Source organism: Nostoc sp. CmiVER01 (genome assembly GCF_034531135.2).
Classification (GTDB): Bacteria; Cyanobacteriota; Cyanobacteriia; order Cyanobacteriales; family Nostocaceae; genus Nostoc.
Genome location: NZ_JAVRBU020000003.1, coordinates 16,681 through 35,673, shown reverse-complemented (window position 1 = coordinate 35,673; position 18,993 = coordinate 16,681). Strand labels below are relative to the sequence as shown.

The 18,993-nt window shown below is 41.0% G+C and carries 17 protein-coding genes and 1 pseudogene; 9 read left to right on the top strand and 9 right to left on the bottom strand.

Features of this window, described 5'->3' with window-relative positions:
- Positions 1-65: 65 nt before the first annotated feature.
- Together grpE and dnaK are read left to right on the top strand one after the other, a co-directional pair.
- A complete protein-coding gene (gene grpE, locus RMZ43_RS05100; RefSeq protein WP_322646422.1) occupies positions 66-815 on the top strand; it encodes a nucleotide exchange factor GrpE in 750 nt (249 codons plus the stop codon).
- A 227-nt stretch (positions 816-1,042) separates the two neighbouring features.
- Complete coding sequence (dnaK, locus tag RMZ43_RS05095; protein WP_322655046.1) at positions 1,043-3,001, top strand: molecular chaperone DnaK; 1,959 nt, start codon at positions 1,043-1,045, stop codon at positions 2,999-3,001.
- A 252-nt stretch (positions 3,002-3,253) separates the two neighbouring features.
- Here the strand turns inward: dnaK and RMZ43_RS05090 are convergent, their stop codons facing one another.
- Positions 3,254-3,532 carry a hypothetical protein gene (locus RMZ43_RS05090; protein WP_322655045.1) on the bottom strand — a complete coding sequence of 93 codons (279 nt, stop codon included), beginning with the start codon at positions 3,530-3,532 and terminating at the stop codon, positions 3,254-3,256.
- Positions 3,533-3,689: 157 nt separating this feature from the next.
- On the opposite strand from RMZ43_RS05090, the gene dnaJ reads away from it, so the two are divergent.
- The 6 genes and pseudogenes from dnaJ (at position 3,690) to RMZ43_RS05060 (ending at position 8,723) form a co-directional block, all read left to right on the top strand.
- On the top strand, positions 3,690-4,817 hold the full coding sequence (gene dnaJ, locus RMZ43_RS05085) for a molecular chaperone DnaJ (RefSeq protein WP_100900137.1): 1,128 nt from the start codon (positions 3,690-3,692) through the stop codon (positions 4,815-4,817).
- Positions 4,817-5,074 (top strand): sulfurtransferase TusA family protein, encoded by a 258-nt coding sequence (locus tag RMZ43_RS05080; RefSeq protein WP_322655044.1) that lies wholly within the window; start codon positions 4,817-4,819, stop codon positions 5,072-5,074. The genes dnaJ and RMZ43_RS05080 overlap by 1 nt, the downstream gene beginning before the upstream one ends.
- Positions 5,071-6,174, top strand: coding sequence for a small ribosomal subunit biogenesis GTPase RsgA (gene rsgA, locus RMZ43_RS05075; protein ID WP_322655043.1), 1,104 nt, complete (start codon positions 5,071-5,073; stop codon positions 6,172-6,174). Before RMZ43_RS05080 ends, rsgA begins: the two co-directional genes overlap by 4 nt.
- A gap of 115 nt (positions 6,175-6,289) precedes the next feature.
- Entirely contained in the window at positions 6,290-6,451 is a 162-nt protein-coding gene (locus RMZ43_RS05070; RefSeq protein ID WP_416212033.1) for a Uma2 family endonuclease, read from the top strand.
- Positions 6,452-6,732: 281 nt separating this feature from the next.
- Positions 6,733-6,855, top strand: a pseudogene (locus tag RMZ43_RS05065) (hypothetical protein); the annotation flags it as partial.
- 278 nt (positions 6,856-7,133) lie between these two features.
- Positions 7,134-8,723 carry a glycoside hydrolase family 57 protein gene (locus tag RMZ43_RS05060; RefSeq protein WP_322655042.1) on the top strand — a complete coding sequence of 530 codons (1,590 nt, stop codon included), beginning with the start codon at positions 7,134-7,136 and terminating at the stop codon, positions 8,721-8,723.
- Positions 8,724-8,961: 238 nt separating this feature from the next.
- On the opposite strand, the gene RMZ43_RS05055 is transcribed toward RMZ43_RS05060, so the two are convergent.
- Complete coding sequence (locus RMZ43_RS05055; RefSeq protein ID WP_322646389.1) at positions 8,962-9,546, bottom strand: Uma2 family endonuclease; 585 nt, start codon at positions 9,544-9,546, stop codon at positions 8,962-8,964.
- A gap of 116 nt (positions 9,547-9,662) precedes the next feature.
- The gene (locus RMZ43_RS05050; RefSeq protein WP_174709474.1) at positions 9,663-10,301 is read right to left on the bottom strand and encodes a peroxiredoxin; all 639 of its coding nucleotides are present in this window, start codon (positions 10,299-10,301) and stop codon (positions 9,663-9,665) included.
- Between the two features lie 435 nt (positions 10,302-10,736).
- On the opposite strand from RMZ43_RS05050, the gene RMZ43_RS05045 reads away from it, so the two are divergent.
- The gene (locus tag RMZ43_RS05045; protein WP_322655041.1) at positions 10,737-11,450 is read left to right on the top strand and encodes a hypothetical protein; all 714 of its coding nucleotides are present in this window, start codon (positions 10,737-10,739) and stop codon (positions 11,448-11,450) included.
- Here RMZ43_RS05045 and hpsP read toward each other — a convergent pair.
- The 6 genes from hpsP to RMZ43_RS05015 form a co-directional block, all read right to left on the bottom strand.
- Positions 11,447-12,625 (bottom strand): hormogonium polysaccharide biosynthesis glycosyltransferase HpsP, encoded by a 1,179-nt coding sequence (gene hpsP / locus RMZ43_RS05040; protein ID WP_322655040.1) that lies wholly within the window; start codon positions 12,623-12,625, stop codon positions 11,447-11,449. The two genes, RMZ43_RS05045 and hpsP, sit on opposite strands and share 4 nt — an antisense overlap.
- 45 nt (positions 12,626-12,670) lie before the next feature.
- Positions 12,671-13,846 (bottom strand): hormogonium polysaccharide biosynthesis glycosyltransferase HpsO, encoded by a 1,176-nt coding sequence (gene hpsO / locus RMZ43_RS05035; RefSeq protein WP_322655039.1) that lies wholly within the window; start codon positions 13,844-13,846, stop codon positions 12,671-12,673.
- A gap of 67 nt (positions 13,847-13,913) precedes the next feature.
- Positions 13,914-14,894 carry a hormogonium polysaccharide biosynthesis glycosyltransferase HpsN gene (hpsN, locus tag RMZ43_RS05030; protein ID WP_322655038.1) on the bottom strand — a complete coding sequence of 327 codons (981 nt, stop codon included), beginning with the start codon at positions 14,892-14,894 and terminating at the stop codon, positions 13,914-13,916.
- Between the two features lie 128 nt (positions 14,895-15,022).
- A complete protein-coding gene (locus RMZ43_RS05025; RefSeq protein ID WP_322655037.1) occupies positions 15,023-16,180 on the bottom strand; it encodes a glycosyltransferase family 4 protein in 1,158 nt (385 codons plus the stop codon).
- A gap of 11 nt (positions 16,181-16,191) precedes the next feature.
- Positions 16,192-17,847: a hormogonium polysaccharide biosynthesis protein HpsL gene (gene hpsL / locus RMZ43_RS05020; RefSeq protein WP_322646395.1), complete on the bottom strand. Its 1,656-nt coding sequence runs from the start codon at positions 17,845-17,847 to the stop codon at positions 16,192-16,194.
- A 36-nt stretch (positions 17,848-17,883) separates the two neighbouring features.
- A complete protein-coding gene (locus RMZ43_RS05015) occupies positions 17,884-18,651 on the bottom strand; it encodes a glycosyltransferase family 2 protein (RefSeq protein WP_322646396.1) in 768 nt (255 codons plus the stop codon).
- Positions 18,652-18,993: the final 342 nt, after the last annotated feature.

Sequence of the window (18,993 nt, the reverse complement as noted above, 5' to 3'; positions counted from 1 at the left end):
TGGATGACGACAGTTGCAAGCTGTGGAGATACACTGCCATCAACAGCATCTGGAATGAGTAGACAATAATGGATGAAAATAAACAGATAAACAATACAAGCCAGCAATTGGGTGAACCAACAGAGGTAAAGCAAGCAATGAAGAGTGACTCCCCAGCCCAAATTAATTTCAATGAATCTGGTAGCGAGGTGACAGAGCAAGTGACAGGCCAAACTAATGTATCTGGAGATACGGCTAATCTCAATCCAGAAAATAGCGTCGCTGCAAGTGAGAAAACTGGAGTGGAAACAGCAGCTTTGGCAGAACTGACAGGGCAAATCGACTCTCTCAAAACGCAGCTAGAAGAGCGTAGTACTCAATATATGCGGATTGCCGCCGATTTTGAGAATTACCGGAAACGTACCAGCAAAGAAAAAGAAGAGCTAGAGACACAGATCAAGCGGAACACCATTCTGGAATTGCTGCCAGTGGTTGATAACTTTGAGCGGGCCCGATCGCACCTCAAACCGCAATCTGAAGGCGAAATGACCATGCACAAAAGTTACCAAGGCGTTTACAAACAATTGGTAGATAGCCTGAAGCGCTTGGGTGTATCACCAATGCGTCCTGAAGGCCAAGAATTTGATCCGAACTTACACGAAGCAGTAATGCGCGAACCTACGGATGAACATCCTGAAGGAACAGTGTTAGAAGAGTTAGTGCGCGGATATTACTTGGGCGATCGCGTGCTACGCCATGCAATGGTCAAAGTAGCTGCTCCCAAAGAAGATACCCCTGCTGCACCAGAAGATCAGTCGAGTCAAGCCTTCAGTTAAGCTGTAATCGCTCGCCTCGCTGACCTAAAGTGCCTGGGTTCTAGCAAGGACGAGCATCGTGTACCTAAAACTTAGACAAGGCTTTGGATAACTCTCTGTGTTTCAATTTCTCTCTTGCGACCAGTAATAGAGATTCCACAGACGTTATCCGCTAGCCTTGATTCGGAGCAAAAAAGTTTAGTCCGCGATAAATTACAGCAGTAAACTCGGTAAAAATACTGATAATTATGGGAAAAGTTATTGGGATCGACTTAGGCACTACTAACAGTTGCGTCGCAGTTTTAGAAGGCGGTCAACCACTGGTGATCTCCAATTCTGAAGGTGGACGAACTACTCCAAGTATTGTGGGATTTGGGAAGAGTGGCGATCGCTTGGTTGGTCAATTGGCAAAGCGCCAAGCCGTAACCAATGCCGAAAACACAATTTACAGTATAAAACGATTTATCGGGCGGCGTTGGGACGACACTGAAACAGAACGCGATCGCGTCCCTTACAACTGTGTCAAAGGTCGAGACGATACCGTTGATGTCCATATTCGCTCAAAAAACTACACACCACAAGAATTGTCCGCCATGATCCTGCAAAAGCTTAAGCAGGATGCAGAAAGCTTCTTGGGTGAGGAAGTTACTCAGGCAGTGATTACCGTACCAGCATATTTTACAGATGCCCAAAGACAAGCAACTAAAGATGCTGGCACTATTGCAGGATTAGAAGTCCTGCGAATTATTAATGAACCAACAGCTGCGGCTTTAGCTTTCGGATTGGACAAGCAAGACCAAGAGCAGCTAATTTTAGTATTTGACTTAGGCGGCGGAACCTTCGACGTATCGATCCTGCAACTTGGGGATGGCGTTTTTGAAGTTAAGGCGACTAGCGGTAATAATCAACTGGGTGGAGACGACTTTGATAATGCGATCGTCCTTTGGATGATGGAACGCTTCCAGCAACAAGAGAAAATCGACCTTTCCCAAGATAAAATGGCACTGCAACGCCTGCGGGAAGCAGCAGAAAAGGCAAAAATTGAACTCTCTAGCATGGTGAATACTTCCATCAACTTGCCGTTTATCACAGCTGATGACACCGGGCCAAAGCATCTGGAGATGGAACTTAGCCGCTCTAAATTTGAAGAACTGGCACTTAATTTAATTGAAGCCACCATTGAACCAATGATCCAAGCGCTCAAAGATGCGGATCTCAAACCACAAAATATAGATCGGATTATTTTGGTAGGTGGTTCTACCCGTATTCCCGCAGTCCAAAACGCGCTAATTAAGTTTTTCAATGGCAAAGCTCCCGATCGCTCCATCAACCCTGACGAAGCTGTAGCATTGGGAGCAGCTATCCAAGCAGGGGTGTTGGGTGGCGAAGTCGATAATCTTTTACTATTGGATGTCACTCCTCTGTCCTTGGGAATTGAAACCTTGGGTGAAGTGTTTACCAAAATTATTGAACGCAATACCACAATTCCCACCAGTAAGTCACAAATTTTTTCCACAGCAGTTGATGGGCAAACCTCGGTAGAAATTCACATCCTCCAAGGTGAACGGGCAATGTCACGAGATAACAAGAGTCTCGGCAAGTTTCTCCTAGCAGGAATTCCCCCATCGCCCCGTGGTGTGCCGCAAATTGAAGTATCCTTTGAAATCGATGTCAACGGCATCTTGAAGGTTTCTGCTCAAGACAAAGGTACAGGTAGAGAACAAAGTATCAGGATTACCAATACAGGTGGTTTAAGTACCAACGAAGTCGAACGGATGCGCCAAGAGGCCGAACTGTTTTCCGACGAAGATAGAAGACGTAAAGAATTGGTTGAACTCAAAAACCAAGCAGATAATCTTTTGTTCAGTTACGAATCCACCATCAAGGATAATAGCAGCTTTATCGGTGAGCAAATGAAAACCTTGGCCAGTGAAAAAGTTGCACAACTCCAAGCTGCCATGATTGATTCCACCATCTCCACTGTGGAATTTAAGCAACGCTTAGACGAATTCCAACAAACTCTATTTGCAATTGGTGCTGATGTTTACAATCGAGCTAACAGCCAAAGTGATGAGATTGAAGAGGCTTCAGCTAATCTTTCTACCTCAGAAGTAGACTCACCAATGAATGGCACATTAATACCACAATTCAACTTTGATTTTGACGAAGAAAGTACTGCTCACGTTGATTATGAGGCGATAGATTAGGATTGGGGAATGGGGAATGGGGAATGGGGAAGAAGCAAGGGAGCAGGGGGAAATGAGGGAGATGAGGGAGCAGAAGACAAGTTACAGTAAGTCTTTTCCCAATTTCCAATGCCCAATGCCCAATCCCCAGTATCCTAAGTTGCAGATTTTTATTAAGGCACTTTAATATATCTATATATTTAGATTATAAATTTAGCGAAGTTTCACAAGACCCCAGCAGTTTGTTAGATTGTAGAAGCAAATTACTGTGGGCTAGGTAGTGTGCAAGTTCAGATGCACTTCCATTGCATCTGGGTGGTTTTCCACACCTAATGGTGCGGCTAGCCCCTCTGGTTGATGGGCGAGGTTTTCCTCTCCTACGTAGCACAATTGTAAAAGAGACAGCCGACTCGGCAGCGAGAAGTCTGAGCATAGGCTTCCCCTGCTGCTAACTTCTATCGCTTTTGTCGTCTCCCACGAGGAAAGCACCTGTTGCTCAAGATTTGTCGGTGATTTTTGTAAAAGGTAAAGGGTAAAATCAGTTATTAACAAAAATTAATTTTATCTTCTGCCTAACCTCCGGCAAGCCGCTTTCTTAAAGATACTGTGTTGCCTCATCTATAGGCAAAACACTTTTCGGTAGGGTAGCAAGTGACCGTGACGTTCTACTGCCTTCTGCTTTCTTCCTTCTAACTTTTACCTTTGCTATATGGCCCGCGACTATTATGAAATCCTGGGTGTCTCTCGTGACACCGACAAAGAAGAAATTAAACAAGCCTATCGCCGTTTAGCCCGGAAGTATCACCCAGATGTGAACAAAGAACCGGGGGCGGAGGATCGCTTTAAAGAAATTAACCGCGCTTATGAGGTACTCTCAGAGCCAGAAACTCGCGCTCGTTATGATCGCTTTGGCCCCGAGGGTGTATCAGGTGCTGGCTCAGGTTTCCAAGATGTCGGCGATATGGGTGGTTTTGCCGATATCTTTGAAAGCATTTTTAGTGGCTTTGCTGGCGGTATGGGTAATCCCACGCAACAAAGACGGCGCAGTGGGCCTGCTAGGGGTGATGACCTGCGGCTAGACCTGAAGTTAGACTTTCGGGAAGCGGTATTTGGCGGGGAAAAAGAAATTCGCATTTCCCATTTAGAAAATTGTGAAGTTTGTAGCGGTTCTGGTGCTAAACCTGGAACCCGCCCCCGGACTTGTTCTACTTGTACCGGATCGGGTCAAGTCCGCCGTGTCACTAGAACACCTTTTGGCAGTTTTACCCAAGTTTCGACTTGTCCCACCTGTAATGGGACAGGGATGGTAATTGAAGATAAATGTGATGCCTGTGATGGTAAGGGCGCAAATCAAGTCACAAAGAAACTCAAAATTACCATTCCGGCTGGTGTGGATAATGGCACACGCTTGCGAATCTCTAGTGAAGGAGATGCCGGCCAACGCAGTGGCCCTCCTGGAGACTTGTACGTTTACTTGTTCGTAAATGAGGACGAGGAATTCCAACGGGATGGCATTAATATTCTCTCGGAAATCAAACTTAGCTACCTGCAAGCGATTTTAGGTTGTCGGTTAGAGGTAGATACGGTAGATGGGCCTGTGGAACTGATCATTCCGGCTGGAACGCAGCCCAATACAGTGATGAAGTTGGAAAATCGCGGCGTACCCCGTTTGGGTAATCCCGTTAGTCGAGGGGATCACATGCTGACAGTATTAATTGATATTCCCACCAAGGTTACTCCTGAGGAGAGGGAATTATTGGAGAAGCTGGCTAAAATTAAGGGAGATCGCACTGGTAAAGGCGGTCTAGAAGGATTCTTGGGAAATTTATTTAAGTAATGAAGCCCTCTTCTCTTTTAACTCCTGATGCTCAACTTGATTTACGCGGCACTCCTTGCCCAATTAATTTTGTGCGGACAAAACTACGTCTAGAGAAAATGCCATTGGGAGGTTTACTAGAAGTCTGGCTAGACCCTGGTGAGCCGATTGAGCAGGTTCCCGATAGTCTGACAATGGCAGGTTATCAGGTGGAACAAATTACAAACTGCACTAGTTATTTTTCTCTGTTAGTACGCCGTCCAGTTACTAGCCAATGACAGGGGAAAATTTTTCTGCAACTGGACAGTTATTGGGTACGGTGGTGGCTGTACAGGCTAATTTTTACCGAGTACAGCTGGATCAAGAGAATGGGGAGATCAGGGAGATGAGGGAGCAAGATCCTCCTCTTCCCAATCCCCCTCATTTTCTCCTCCTCTGTACTCGCCGAACACGACTGAAAAAAATCGGTCAACAGGTGATGGTAGGCGATCGCGTGGTGGTAGAAGAGCCAGATTGGGCTGGAGAGCGGGGTGCGATCGCTGATGTTTTACCCCGCCAAAGTGAATTGGATCGTCCAGCGATCGCTAATGTCAATCAAATCCTATTGGTATTTGCTGTTGCTGATCCACCTTTGGAACCTTATCAACTGAGTCGGTTTCTGATTAAGGCTGAGTCTACTGGTTTGGATGTACTTTTATGTTTGAATAAAAGTGATTTAATTTCACCACAAGAACAGCAGCAAGTTAGCGATCGCTTCCTTGGTTGGGGCTATGAACCAATATTTATCAGCGTCAAAGATGGTATAAATACTGACCAAGCAGCTAAATATTTGAGTAATAAAATTACTGTAATTGCTGGGCCTTCCGGTGTTGGCAAATCCAGCCTGATTAATACGCTGATTGATGCCAAGTTGCGAGTAGGGGAAGTTTCTGGCAAACTAGCTCGTGGTCGTCATACGACTCGCCATATAGAGTTATTTGAGTTGCCTAGCGGTGGAATGCTTGCAGACACTCCTGGTTTTAATCAGCCGGACATGGATTGTATCCCAGAAGAATTAATTCATTATTTTCCAGAAGCAAGAAAGCGGTTAGCAGTTGCTAGCTGTCGGTTTAGCGATTGTCTGCATCGAGACGAGCCTGAGTGTGCGGTGCGGGGAGACTGGGAGCGATATGAACATTATTTAGAATTTTTGGATGATGCGATCGCTCGTCAAACTCAGCTGCACCAACAAGCTGATCCTGAATCTACGATGAAGTTAAAAAGCAAAGGCAAAGGGCAGAGTCAATACGAACCCAAGCTAGAAAGTAAAAAATATCGCCGAATTTCCCGCAAGACTCAGTTACAGGACTTGCAGCAGTTATACCGGGATGAAGAATAAGGAATGCGATGTCTACGACGGGCTATGACGCTCGATAGCACAGCCTAAAGCTTCTCTTCAAGAGGCTTGTCTGCGACATGCTGCGCGAACGCCAACGGCATAGCTTCGCTTAGAGGTGCAAGAATATTGGATTGCAAATTGGCAATTACAGCAGTTAGAAGTTTATCGCCGAGAAGCAGCCCAATTAAAACTGATTGCAACCTTGCTGGCTAATGACGAAATTAGATCGCCTCTGTTACCAAGTTTCGGCGTTCGAGTTGAGCGTTTTTTTGGATAATTCTGCCGATCGCCAATCAAAAAATAGTAGGGGTAATCATACACATCACGAAATAAACTTGATCAACATAGAGATAAAAGGGCCAAATCTACAAGTTGAAAAATTTATTTAGGAAACTGACACAAAAGAGTTCGGGTGCATTAGTTTTTAAAGTGAGTAGAATTCCTTGTACTGGAGAAATAATTCAACTCAGTACTCCAGATTGGGGAACAGATTATCTAGAGCATAAGTATAAAAATATAGCAGGTATTTATACTGTTGTATAACCTCGTTGGCAAAAAAGAACAAAATGGATTCGTTACAAATTGATGAAAGAAGGACTTGTAAAAAGTGATTCCCGACGCGGATGGGAAATTAGTGAAGCTGGATACCAATATATTGCTGAACATGAAAATAGTAATTAGCAGATATATTCCAATTTCGCTACTTTTACACCATGCACCTAAAAAGTTGGAAAATATACTTGTCACCACTTTAGGTCATGTACATCTAGTAGGTACTAGAGATTAGGATTAATAATTTGGTTACAGATGAATAGTTAACACGAAGCAGCAGCCTAAGCGTTCCTTTTATGTGAAAAGTTGATACTCGTATCTTCACTATCCCCATAAAGTCTTAAAATATTGTTAATTTCAGCCAAACCTCTCGACCTTCAACTTACAAGTATCACCCCAAAATCACTATGGCTATCGGCTACGTCGCGCTTGTACTTCACGCACATCTGCCCTTCGTTCGTCACCCTGAAAGTGACTACGTGCTGGAGGAAGAATGGCTCTATGAAGCCATCACAGAAACCTACATTCCATTATTGAAAGTATTTGAAGGCTTAAAGCGAGACGGTATCGACTTTAAAATCACGATGAGTATGACACCACCTCTAGTGTCGATGCTTCGTGACCCTCTGCTGCAAGAACGCTATGACGCACACTTGACCCAACTAGAAGAACTTATAGAACTAGAAGCAGAACATAATGTCAATAACGGACATCTTCGTTATTTAGCTGAACATTACATTACAGAGTTTAAAGAAGCGCGTCAGCTATGGGAACGCAATCAAGGTGACTTGGTGACAGCTTTTAAGCAGTTCCAAGATAGTAACAACCTAGAAATCATCACTTGCGGCGCTACTCACGGCTATTTGCCGTTGATGAAAATGTATCCAGAAGCGGTGTGGGCGCAAATTCAGGTAGCTTGCGAACATTACGAGCAAACTTTTGGACAACCACCCAGAGGCATTTGGTTGCCGGAATGCGCCTACTATGAGGGTTTAGAGCGAATGCTAGCCGATGCTGGGTTACGCTACTTCCTCACTGATGGGCATGGCATCCTTTACGCCCGTCCGCGTCCGCGCTTTGGCACTTATGCTCCAATTTATACAGAAACTGGTGTTGCTGTCTTTGGTCGAGATCATGAATCTTCCCAACAGGTATGGTCTTCTGAAGTGGGCTATCCTGGGGCGGCGGAATATCGAGAATTTTACAAAGATTTGGGCTGGGAAGCAGAATATGAGTATATCAAGCCCTATATCATGCCCAATGGCCAGAGAAAAAATACGGGTATTAAGTATCACAAAATTACTGGGCGTGGTTTAGGGCTTTCAGATAAAGCGCTTTATGATCCTTATTGGGCTAGAGAAAAGGCCGCAGAACACGCTGCTAACTTTATGTATAACCGAGAGCAGCAATCTGAGCATCTCTATGGTATGATGCAGCGCCCGCCAATTATCGTTTCGCCTTATGACGCAGAGTTATTTGGACATTGGTGGTATGAAGGCCCCTGGTTCATCGATTATCTATTCCGTAAGTCGTGGTATGACCAAAAGACATATCAAATGACCCATTTAGCAGACTATTTGCGAGATCAGCCAACTCAGCAAGTTTGTCGTCCTTCGCAGTCGAGTTGGGGTTTCAAGGGTTTCCACGAATATTGGTTGAATGAAACGAACGCGTGGGTTTATCCGCATTTGCACAAAGCTGCTGAACGGATGATTGAAATATCGCATTTGGAACCAGAAGATGAATTGCAGTGGAGAGCGCTCAACCAAGCAGCGAGAGAATTGTTATTAGCACAATCTTCCGACTGGGCATTTATTATGCGGACGGGAACAATGGTACCCTATGCAGTTAGACGGACGCGATCGCACTTAATGCGGTTTAATAAGCTTTACGAAGATGTTAAAGTCGGCAAAGTTGACAGTGGTTGGCTAGAAAAAGTCGAGTTAATGGATAATATCTTCCCTGAAATCAACTATCGCGTCTATCGTCCGCTATAGTCTCACAAAAAATAAATAGGGTGGGCATTGCCCATCCTAATTATTAGTTAAAAAAAGATAAGCTATCTAGGCAAATATTTCATGATGAGTTAGACCTTGCCTATGTCCTCATGGATGGAGTTAAAGTTAGGGGAGATAAAAGAAATTACATGAATCGATATGTAAAGTTTCACACCAATTTCCCAATTTAAATTGCTGTATCGTCGCTAGCCTAAATCTAAATTTAAATAAAATTTTCTTACCAAACTTTACTCATATTCAAAATAAACCCAGGCAATACCGACTCGCCGCTTACACTAGCAGGATTATCTAAACATTCCTCTGGCAATCCAGGACGATAAATATAAACTTTATGCTGCTTACGGTCAATCAACCAGCCTAACTGTATTCCTGGCTCGTTCATATATTCTTCCATTTTTTCCTTCAAAGTCTGAAGGTTGTCGCTGGGAGATTTGAGTTCGACTACAAAATCTGGACAAATAGGAGCAAACTTTCGCTGTTGTTCTGAAGATAAAGAATTCCACCGTTCTAGTTTAATCCAGGAAGCATCTGGAGAGCGTTCTGCACCTGTTGATAACTTAAATCCGGTACTAGAGCTAAAAGTTATACCTGTACCATCTTGTTCCGACCAAACCCATAGCTGTCCTGAGATATTAACTTCTCGGTTTCCTGTCTCTGAACCAGTAGGAGGCATAATTACCAATTCTCCGAATTTATTTCGCTCAATGCGTAAGTCACGATTCACCTGACAGAACTCAAAAAATTGTTCGTCTGTCATTTGCATTGATGATGGAATTTGTAAAACCAAAGGGGATGAGAACATAGGGATTTCCTCCAGGTTCGGATACCTAGCCGACTAACTATATTCTCACGCAAAGAAACAAAGACGCAAAGTTATATCTTTGCGCCTTTGCTTTTTATCAGAAATCATTCTCAGATTTACTTGTTAGGCTGAGGAGTCATCCGCAGATAGGGTTTGATTTCCTCGTAACCTTTGGGGAATTTTTCTTTGAGTACTTCTGGATCTTTGAGTGAGGGGACAATTACAACATCCTCTCCATCTTTCCAGTCAGCTGGTGTCGCCACGCTGTAATTATCAGTCAATTGCAGAGAATCAATCACCCGCAAAAGTTCATCAAAGTTACGTCCCGTGCTGGGAGGATAGGTGAAACTCAGGCGGAGTTTTTTATTGGGGTCAATCACGAAAACCGATCGCACGGTCACAGCCGCATTAGCATTGGGGTGGATCATGTCGTACAGATCGGAAACCTTGCGATCCGCATCTGCCAAAATTGGGTAGTTAAGAGTGGTGCTTTGAGTTTCTTCAATGTCTCCCACCCAGCCTTTGTGAGATTCTACGTCATCAACGCTGAGTGCGATCGCTTTGACATTGCGCTTGTCAAATTCTGGTTTTAGCTTGGCAACTGTGCCGAGTTCTGTTGTACAAACAGGTGTAAAATCAGCAGGGTGAGAGAACAGCACAACCCAGCTGTCACCTGCCCATTGGTAAAAATCGATGTCGCCGTGTGTTGAGGCTTGCGTAAAGTTGGGTACTGTGTCACCTAGACGGAGAGCCATGTGAGATTCCCTGTAGTTGAAAGGCATATATATTCTAGTATGCCATCATGACATAAAACCCCTATTTCCCAATCGGACTTTAGCAGTTTGAAACAAAATTTTAAGTTTTCAACACTCTCAGATCATGGACAAGAGGGAGATACAAACTATTGACTAAGGTACATATATATGCTTTTAATTAATATGTTTTTCCTACAGGTTTTTCTTTACGTAGAGGATTGCAAATATCAGGGTGATAGCCAACTACAAACCATTGCATATTTAATGTTATTGAGTTGCAACATTTCCACATTATTGCAGAATTACGAGAAAATTTCTTAGCATAGATGCAATATTATAAGAAGTTTCTCAGTTGTTGCGAATTGAATTGTCATAAGCAATTAATGAAAAGAAAGACTACAAATATGTTTATTATTTTTGAATTTTAAATTACTTATGATGATAGTAATCTTTTTGGTTATTGGTGTTATCCTTAGCACAACTGCAAGTTTTGCTTTTGGAGTTCCCTGGTTGATGCCAATTTTAGGGGCTGCTGTCCCCTATCCCATTTTATTTTTACAAGTACGTCGTCAACAATATAAAAGTGCTTTTTGGTGGATGTTATTGTGGGGAGTTTTGCAGAGTATTGCTGTAATTGTAGCAACAGCCCTCGCGCCAGAAACAGCAGCAAAAGTTATCCACCGTGGACAGTCATATACTACAGAGATGTTGCACTGGATTCGCACGGGAGAAGGCATGGAAGGTTCACTGCGTTTATTTTTACCAAACCATTTATTGCACTACGGAATTTTTTGTATTCTCTGCGTTGTCACCTTAAGTAGCATGGCATTAATATTTGGCACTTGGATGCTGAACTACATGAATTTTTATGTTGCAGAATTGGTAAAAATTAGTGCTAAACCTTGGCTAGCAGCTATTTTAGGGTGGTATCCGTGGTCAATTTTGCGGATAATCGGGTTTATTGCCACTGGGGTGGCTTTAGCTGCATTAGGATTAAATCTAATAACTCGTATCAGAGGCGAAGTTCCAAAGTCTCCCTTTCCGAAAACTTATATGTTGATTGGGATTGGTTTTGTGATTGCGGATATCGTTGTGAAAGCGGTTCTAGCACCTATTTGGCAAAAACTGCTTTTATCTGCGTTGGGTTAAATTAGTTTATTGTCCAGAATTTTTTGGTAGGCTTGGATTGTTTGCTTTGCGATCGCATCCCAGCTAAAATTTTCTAATGCATATTTTTGGGCGTTTAATCCGCGTCGTTGGCGTTCTGCGGGATTTTGCAAAGCTTCTTGCAGTAACTCTAATAGTGCTTGCACATCTGTTGCACCTACCCAACCCGACTCACTATCATGTATCTGCTGACAAATATGTACTTGGTCAGAAATGACTACGGGTACACCTGCAACCATCGCTTCAGCTACAGCAATTCCAAAATTCTCGTAGTAGGAAGGTAAGACAAATAAATCAGCAGCTTGTAGTAAACTAACTTTAAGTTCACCAGTGACAAAGCCAGTAATTGTAGTGTGCGATCGTAGTGGTGAATTTTGAATTTGAGATATTATCTTTTTTTCATAATCTGGATCTTGAGGATTTGTCCCAGCTAAGACAAAATGAAACTTATAACCAACCGCTAACAGCTTCTCTAGCGCCGGAATCAACAAATTTAACCCTTTTTTCGGATCAATTCGTGACATAAACAATACTAAAGGCACATCCTCTGATATTTCTAACTGACTATATACATTTTTAACGGGTGATTGAGGCGGAATCACACCCAACGGAATCACCAAATCTGGCGTAGATACTCCAAATCTTTCTGATATTTTAGCTTCTTGTTCGCTAGTAAAATGAATTGCTGCGGCACTAGCTAAATTTTGACGTTCTATAATTGCGACATAAAGCTGTTTTAATTGTTTTTTCTTCTGTAAATCAGCTGGGTCGAGAGTACCTAAAGGACGGAAAATATAAGGTAGCTTTTGCTGACGACACACAATAGCAGCAGCACTACTTATAGGAGAAAATAGAGCATGAATATGTGCTATATCAAACTCGTGAGCATAACGTTTTAGCCAGTTTAATAAATCTAGAGAAAATTTGTAACGACGAAATGGGGCGCAACGAAAGTAAATTATTTCATAACCATCTTGTTTAATTGGGCGATTTAAAGGAACATCCAGAGGTATTTGACCATTATCACCATTACTATTAGTTGTGACAATTGTAACTTCCACTCCCTCTTTTACTAAAGCTGGAGCTAATCCTAGTACCATTTGACTAGGCCCACCGTAAATCAAAGAAATTGAGGGAACAATTTGTAATATTTTCATTTTTTGTCATTTTTTTGTTACTCACTAATGACCAATGACTAATGACTAATGACTCTTAAGCAATTCTTGATAAAACTCTAATTGCTGTTTAGCCAAAGCTTTGTTTGTATATTTAATCATTGCTTTTTGATAACCCATTTCACCGAGAGTGTGAGCAAAACCCGGTTTATCCATTAATTGAACTAAGCAATTTGCAAGGACTTGAACATCACCTTCAGGAAATACTAAACCAGCATCGCCAATTACATAGGGAATTTCACCAGAATCAGAACCAATTACAGGTACTTTGCAAGCCATCGCCTCAATTAGTACATGACCAAATTGTTCTTTCCAGCCAACAGAAGTTAAAGTTTTAAACTTGTAAGTTGTTTCTGAAGGCAATATTAAAGTACTCATTAAATTAATATAGTTTGCAACTTCGTCATGGGGAACACTTTCTACCAAAATTAATCGTTCTGCAATATTATTTTCTGCCGCAATTTTCATTAATTCACTTTGCAACTCTCCTCGTCCCAGTAGAAGTAATTTCCAAGGTTTATTTTTCAAAGCGATTAAAGCTTGCAAAAGCGTTAACAAACCTTTTTCTTGCACAAATCGCCCAACAAAACCTACAATAAAATCTTCTTTTTTGATATCCAACTTAGTTGCTAACTCTGGTTGAGCTTTGGGAGTAAATAAACTTTCATCTACACCCAGTTGCGGCATGACTTTAATTGCCCCTTTATATCCCCGTTGCTGCAAAACTTCTGCTCCATCCTGATTCCCAGAAATAATGCCGTGGCTGTGATTAAGGTTATATTTTTCTAATAAAGCAACTGGTAATTTCAAATTATATGGTAAATTCCACCAGGTAAAAAATACATTTTTTGCCTTGAGTCCTAATAGTTGATTTAAGGCAATCATTTGAGTATAAGCCAAGGCTCTAGAACCTTGTTCAACTTGGATGATTTGCGGCCGAAATTCTTTTAACAAAGGTATTAAATCAGCACCAAAGGTAAGGAGTCCCTGATGATTTTGACTAAAATTAGAAACTGGAACTATTCTAAATTTGCCTTCATCACGATATTCAGTTTCAATAATTCTGTTTTGTACACCACCTGGTTTCCAACGCTTTGGGACTACAACTATTACTTCAATTCCCGGTTTTAGTTGAGATAAAGCACGTAGTTTTTCACAGTTGAGGTCTACAATATAAGTGTGACTAGCAACTAAGATTTTCATTGATATTTATTAATTGTCATTTGTCATTTTTTTTAATAACTAATACCCAATGCTCCATGCCCAACAACTAAACTTGTTCATCCAATCGGCTGTAAATTTGACCATCGTTCCATAGTGATGCAATGACAGTACCCAAGGCTTTGAAAAAACCTAAAGTGTAAAAAATAGCGCGAGTGGCAATTTTTATGGGCGAACCGCTTTTGTGACAAGGTGGGCGTCCCAGAACGTGACAGTCAAATAAACGGGCGTATAAGCGTAAAGCTTGAGTAGCAGTGAGGTTTTTCAGCCCAAGTAGGAAATGGTTGTGATAAAAGGTGAGTTGATATTTGAGCGATCGCATACTAATATCATGACAACCCCCTGTTTCTTCGCCTAAATGCACCAAATGGGCCTCTGGGTCGTACCAAATTTTATACCCCGTCTGTCGCACCCGTAAACAAAAATCTGACTCTTCACGCACAGCACTACCGCGAAACCTCTCATCAAACCTCAGTCCGTACTTAGTAAAAATTTCGCGGCGAAATGACATATTACAACCCCTAGCTGTCAGTACTTGCTGGGGTTTGATGGTATGTACCAAATCAATATGATACCAAGCAATTCCTGGGTCCATAGCTTGGGGAGGCAGATATTCAATCTCTAAATCTCCTCCAGAATCACCCAATTTCATTCTGTCAAATACCCGTCCGGCTACAGCCCCCACTTCTGGATTTTGTAAATAATTTTTCGCATGGGCTGTTAACAATTTTGGGGTTAGCTGAACATCATCATCAATAAATAATATTATTTCACCAGATGACCGCCGCACAGCATAATTTCGCGCTCCTGGCAAACTTGCCCAATCTAAGCGCAACCACTTAATTTTACCTGCCCCCGCCATCTCTTCTAGATAGGCTTGAATTTCTGGCTGGTGTTTTGCGGTTTGGTCTACCACTAAAACTTCAAAATTTGGATAGTCTTGTTTCAAAACATCTACAATGCTATCCCGTAGGGCTTCCTCTCTACCATAGGTAGGGATAACCACAGTAATTAATGGCCAATTATCCATAATTTTTATTAAGTGATTTTTCTACTTTGATAATAACCTTATAAAATTTAGCTTTCATTAAGCTATTATTGCCTTAATTTCAAGTCAGTCAATAGCCGAAGTACTGCTTAAAAGTTAGCTTTAACTCTTTATCCTCTTGCTGCTGCTGTATAAAGCTCATCAAATAACTCATTTTGCTTTTCAGAGTTATGTACAATTTGCGCTTGAGCTAACGCTCCGGCACTTAAAAATTCGTAATGTTCTCGTTTATCACTTCTATCAAGAAATTGGGTAATTTGTTGCAATGCTTGTTCTGCCAAATAATCATAAGTGCTGTTTAAAATTTCCCAATATTCATTAGTTTTAGTTTTTTCTTCATACAGCCAATTACTCCAGTGCCTATTTTCATTAATTGGTAAATTTAAAACATAGCCATTTTCGCCATGACGAATAAATTCTGGTAAAGCACATACATTTGTTGTAATTGCAGGAGTTGCAACCGAAAAACCTTCGATGATACTATAGCCGTAAGTATCATGTAATGTCGCCATTAATTGAAAATGACTTTGTGATAATAACTCAAGAACTTTGTCATTAGGGAGATTTTTATGAAAGACAACATTCTTTAAATCCAATAACTTTAAATCCTCTACATATTTGGTTTCATCGGGAAAATCTGTTGGGACTCCTGAACCACGCCCCAGATCGGAAATTATATGTATAGTAATAGGTAAACCTAACTTTTCAGCTTTTTTAGCAAGTCTTAAAGCAACAATCCCACCTTTGCGGGCAATGTGATTTCCTATAAATATAAGCTGGAGATTTTGCTGTTGTTGATAAAGTTTTGATTCGTTAACCCTTACTGGAAAGCTTGGATGGATTACCTCCAACTTCTTACTTATTGTTTCTTTTATTTTCCAACATTCCATCCGCTTAATTAATCTCAATTTGGCATAATCTGAGATAGCTATAAGTTTTTGGCAATTTTCTAATGCTAATCGATTATTTAACAATTCATAAATTGCAGCTTCACCTTGGTTTTGAGGATTTCTATATAAAAAACGATGATCCTCAAAGGTAACAAACCAAGGTTTATTTGTATATAAAATTTTGTTGAAACAATGAATAGCTTGGTATCTTCCCCATATAGGTTGCCAGGGAAAAAAGCTGCTTAAAGGATACCAAATTTTTTCTATAGGATATCTGCCTGTGGGGAAAGGCTTAGGACGAATGAGTATATGCCGAGAATTTCGAGGTGAGTTTGGAATGCTGAGGTGTTTTTGACCTACTATGATAACTTTTGCCATTTTTCTTTAATTTAAATTGTTTTTAGACGTTTTTTCTTATTCTTTTGCTCAGGATTAGCATCTTCTATATCTTGTTTCTCTAGTTCTGGTAATTTAAAAAGAACTCCCGCAAAAAACCAATAATAGACAGCAACCGGGTCAACATCCAGAGGATAGTAGTAGGTGTTGTAGCTAATAAACAATATAAACACCCACAAAGCTGCTCCGTAACTGCGGAAATTACGGTTCTTTATGGAGCGATAGGTTTTAAAGCCAATAATTGTTAAACTTGTTACCAAACCTAAAAAAGCTAGCACTCCAATAATTCCCACTTCAAAAAGTACTTTGGGATAGTAGGTTTCCACTAGCTTAGTTTCACCCATTACGCGGGCAGAGTTAGTTGCTCGACCTAAACCACTTCCTAATGGCCCGTCTACGTTTTTCCAATTTTCTTGAAACTGTTGAACGATAAAATCTTGAGGTGGTGAAGCCTCCCATCGACCTGTAAAACTCTCGGTTCTCTCTTGGACGACAGCAGGGTTAGTCACCATTGCTATTCCCAGAACTAGAGCAAGTCCTATCCCTATGGGGATAAATCGTTTCAGGTTGCCAATTTGACCAGTGAGCAATAGCAAAATTCCGAAGCAGATTGGTACTAAAGCTAAGGCGATTCTCTGTCCAGAAATTACAGCATTGATAAAGACTGTCACTAAAGAACCCAAACCGACCAGCCGCCATATTGGGGAGGGATCGGTGAAACCGGTAGCAAAGGTAAAAAAGGTGCTAGAAATTAAGAACCATGCCCACTGCCAAGGAGCTACAAATGTCCCCGGTAGGCGAATGACTCCTTCTTCAGGACTATATAAGAGCGCTCCACCAAAATAACATCGGGCTTCTAGTGATGTGACAAATAAGGCATTTCCTTCAAGACCTCTAGTGCCTTGACATACACCAGTTAGTAGTAATAGGTATTGAATAAATCCCAGCACGCAGCATATTAGTATGAGGGCAATCTGGAGGCGTGATAAAAATAGAAAATCTCGTTTATCACGAATTAGATAATAAGCACAACCAATCAAGGGGACATAGCCTAAAAATACTTTCAGTCCCAGAATGCCCATACCTAATGGTATTTCTTGGGGTGCTTTTTCCAATAATCCGACACTAGGCGGGTTAAACTGCTGTCCACCATTAATAAATAATAGTGTTAGCAGACTACAACCTAAAACAATATAAAGTGGAATTTTAATGCCTTGGGGAATAATTAGGGGTAGCCCCTGTTTACGGCAAGTCTGCCAAAGTCCAATTAGGGCTGGAATATAAAAGGCATCTTTAGCTAATTGGAGTATGGGACTATTGCCCAAGTAATAGGTGATAGTACCCCCAATAGGTACGTAAATAATGAAGGTATATAACGCTTGACGCGGGTATTTGTAAGAAAGGGATATGATGATTATCCCTAAAACACCAGGGATTGCTGCCTTAATTCCACCTACGAAAAAAAGCACAATGCCAATGAAGACACCGCCAAAGGTGGCGGTGGTGAGTAAGCTAGTGAGTTCTTTACGTGCTTGGGCTGCTTTGCGTTTTTGAGCTAACTGTTCTTTGAGGTTAAGGGTAGAAGTTTCCTTTTTAGCCTGCTTTTTCGAGTTTTTAGATGGTCGGGATTTTGATTTTATTTTCGGCATAATGGTGCTTTAGCCTATCAGCCTCAGGGAAATATATTATAGTTGACAAACTTCTCTGGATTGCTGTAATTCATACAATCCGAATTCATCTATAACTGATTGATTTAATAATTTGCGATTAAAAATGCTAAATTTTAATCTTTTTGAATTATCAAAAAGATTTTCTCCTGTATCCAATATATAAACTGCACCTGGGAATGGCAATGATTTAATAGGTTTTGCTCTATTATTTAAAATATCTCTGACTTTAGCGTGGTCGATATAATATCTGTAGTATCCATAGCCACGATTATATTCTGCGGTTTCAGGCAAATCATTCAAATCATATCGGATAATATTACAACTACCGCACATTTTATAAAAATTGTTTCTTTTAATATATATGTAATTACTGCCTTCTTGATATTTATAACCTTTATTTATAAACCATCCATTAGAATCTGGATATTGTTGAATAAATTTTGCTAAATTTTTACTAACACAATCATCAGCATCAACTGTCATAGTGTGAGTAGGGGAAAATTGACGAGCATAAACTAATCCTTTTAATATTTTACGCCCTTTATCTGTATCTCCTTTAGCTACAGGGTTAGTTTCGTTAGGAGGAGGAAAATCAACTGTAATATATGTGATGTGAGAATGAGTGAATTCTATTTTTGGTTTTTCGTGACAAACAACAATAACGTGAAAATTTGGTGAAGTTTGACTGCAAATTGATTTAATGCATCTTTCAAATAATTGTGTAACACGTTCCCAGGAATTGGAAACTTTTGCACTTTTGAGTGGGATAACAAAAATAAGCATAATATTATCTTAGAACATATAGCTAAGAATCTCGAAATAAATAATAACACGTTCAGAGTGACGCCAGAACTGATTATCTTGACGCGATAAGTTTTGTTGACAAGTAATAAGTCGGTCACGAGCTAACAATACAGATACAAATGTCAATACGGTTCAGTTAACGCTAAAACTCTTTGTCAAACTCAATTTTTTTAACGAACCGCCAAGGACGCCAAGGACGCAGAGAGAAGAAAGAAATGCTTAACTGAACTGTATTGATACAAATGTCACAGCTTCTACAAATTAACCAGCCTTGGTCATTAGTAGAAGCTGTGACGTAAAATTGGCGCTTGTTAAAAGCTG

Excerpts from the sequence above, each read along its gene's own strand:
- hpsP (WP_322655040.1), bottom strand. The coding sequence starts at position 12,625 with ATGAAAATATTACAAATTGTTCCCTCAATTTCTTTGATTTACGGTGGG.
- RMZ43_RS05045 (WP_322655041.1), top strand. The coding sequence starts at position 10,737 with ATGATGATAGTAATCTTTTTGGTTATTGGTGTTATCCTTAGCACAACT.
- RMZ43_RS05060 (WP_322655042.1), top strand. The coding sequence starts at position 7,134 with ATGGCTATCGGCTACGTCGCGCTTGTACTTCACGCACATCTGCCCTTC.
- RMZ43_RS05015 (WP_322646396.1), bottom strand. The coding sequence starts at position 18,651 with ATGCTTATTTTTGTTATCCCACTCAAAAGTGCAAAAGTTTCCAATTCC.
- RMZ43_RS05055 (WP_322646389.1), bottom strand. The coding sequence starts at position 9,546 with ATGTTCTCATCCCCTTTGGTTTTACAAATTCCATCATCAATGCAAATG.
- RMZ43_RS05025 (WP_322655037.1), bottom strand. The coding sequence starts at position 16,180 with ATGGCAAAAGTTATCATAGTAGGTCAAAAACACCTCAGCATTCCAAAC.
- RMZ43_RS05050 (WP_174709474.1), bottom strand. The coding sequence starts at position 10,301 with ATGGCTCTCCGTCTAGGTGACACAGTACCCAACTTTACGCAAGCCTCA.
- rsgA (WP_322655043.1), top strand. The coding sequence starts at position 5,071 with ATGACAGGGGAAAATTTTTCTGCAACTGGACAGTTATTGGGTACGGTG.
- hpsO (WP_322655039.1), bottom strand. The coding sequence starts at position 13,846 with ATGAAAATCTTAGTTGCTAGTCACACTTATATTGTAGACCTCAACTGT.
- dnaJ (WP_100900137.1), top strand. The coding sequence starts at position 3,690 with ATGGCCCGCGACTATTATGAAATCCTGGGTGTCTCTCGTGACACCGAC.
- dnaK (WP_322655046.1), top strand. The coding sequence starts at position 1,043 with ATGGGAAAAGTTATTGGGATCGACTTAGGCACTACTAACAGTTGCGTC.
- RMZ43_RS05080 (WP_322655044.1), top strand. The coding sequence starts at position 4,817 with ATGAAGCCCTCTTCTCTTTTAACTCCTGATGCTCAACTTGATTTACGC.
- hpsL (WP_322646395.1), bottom strand. The coding sequence starts at position 17,847 with ATGCCGAAAATAAAATCAAAATCCCGACCATCTAAAAACTCGAAAAAG.
- hpsN (WP_322655038.1), bottom strand. The coding sequence starts at position 14,894 with ATGGATAATTGGCCATTAATTACTGTGGTTATCCCTACCTATGGTAGA.